The sequence below is a fragment of the Frankia gtarii genome (assembly GCF_025403375.1).
Classification (GTDB): Bacteria; Actinomycetota; Actinomycetes; order Frankiales; family Frankiaceae; genus Frankia; species Frankia gtarii.
In genome coordinates this window covers 1-1,331 of the sequence record NZ_JAMPTM010000537.1, presented here as the reverse complement: position 1 = coordinate 1,331, position 1,331 = coordinate 1, and the positions used below count along the sequence as shown (strand labels likewise).

The window sequence follows — 1,331 nt, the reverse complement described above, 5'->3', positions numbered from 1 at the left end:
GGCTCGCGTCGACGCGCTGGGATGTCGGTGGGGATGTCGGTTCGGAGAACACATATTTCCTCTCACGAGGTTCGTCGGACACCCGGAAACCCTCGTCGGTTCTCCGAGCCGGGTCACGGGTGCTGGCCACCGGAACCGGTTCGGGTCCGCCCCAAACAGTAGACGGGGGTGTGCCCGTCGGTCGGACGCGCCGCGCGTCAGGCACGATCGAGGGACCATGACACTCACCGACCACCTTCCCGCATCCGCGATACCGGCAGCCGGCGCTGCCGACCGTGTACCCGTCGAGCCGGACCCGGACACCCTCTACGACGCTTTCACCGCCTGGGTCGGTGAGCAGGGCCTGGAGCTCTATCCCGCCCAGTCCGAGGCGCTCATCGAGATCGTCTCCGGGTCGAACGTCATCCTGGCGACGCCGACGGGGTCGGGCAAGAGCCTGGTGGCGGCCGGGGCGCACTTCGTGGCGCTGGCCGCCGGGCGGCGGACGTTCTACACCGCGCCGATCAAGGCGTTGGTGTCGGAGAAGTTCTTCGCGCTGTGCGCGATGTTCGGGGCGGCGAACGTCGGGATGATGACCGGGGACGCCAGTGTGAACGACACGGCGCCGATCATCTGCTGCACGGCGGAGGTGCTGGCGAACATCGCGTTGCGCGACGGGGTGGCCGCCGACGTCGGTCAGGTCGTCATGGACGAGTTCCACTACTACGCCGATCCGGAGCGGGGGTGGGCGTGGCAGGTGCCGCTGCTGGAGCTGCCGGGCACCCAGTTCGTGCTGATGTCGGCGACGCTCGGCGACGTGTCGATGTTCGAGGCGGATCTGACCCGGCGTACCGGGCGGCCCACGGCGGTGGTGCGTTCGGCGCAGCGACCGGTGCCGTTGTTCTACCGGTTCGTCACGACGCCGCTGCACGAGACGATCGGTGAGCTGCTCGAGACCCATCAGGCGCCGGTGTACGTCGTGCACTTCACCCAGGCGCAGGCGTTGGAGCGGGCGCAGGCGTTGATGAGTGTGAACGTGTCGTCGCGGGCGGAGAAGGACCAGATCGCGGCGACGATCGGGAACTTCCGGTTCGCCGCCGGGTTCGGCAAGGTGCTCTCCCGGCTGGTGCGCCATGGCATCGGGGTGCATCACGCGGGGATGCTGCCGAAGTACCGCCGCCTGGTCGAGCAGCTCGCGCAGGCGGGACTGCTGAAGGTGATCTGCGGGACGGACACGCTCGGGGTGGGGATCAACGTGCCGATTCGCACGGTGGTGTTCACGTCTTTGTCGAAGTACGACGGGACCCGGGTGCGGCTGCTCTCGGCGCGGGAGTTCCACCAGATCGCCGGGC

Annotated in this window: 1 protein-coding gene; it reads left to right on the top strand. The window is 68.7% G+C overall.

All coding sequences use genetic code 11. From position 1 onward, the window contains the following. Window positions 1-217 precede the first annotated feature (217 nt). Window positions 218-1,331 (top strand): DEAD/DEAH box helicase (locus NBZ83_RS32160; RefSeq protein WP_261576517.1); only part of this gene is annotated, 1,114 nt, incomplete at its 3' end.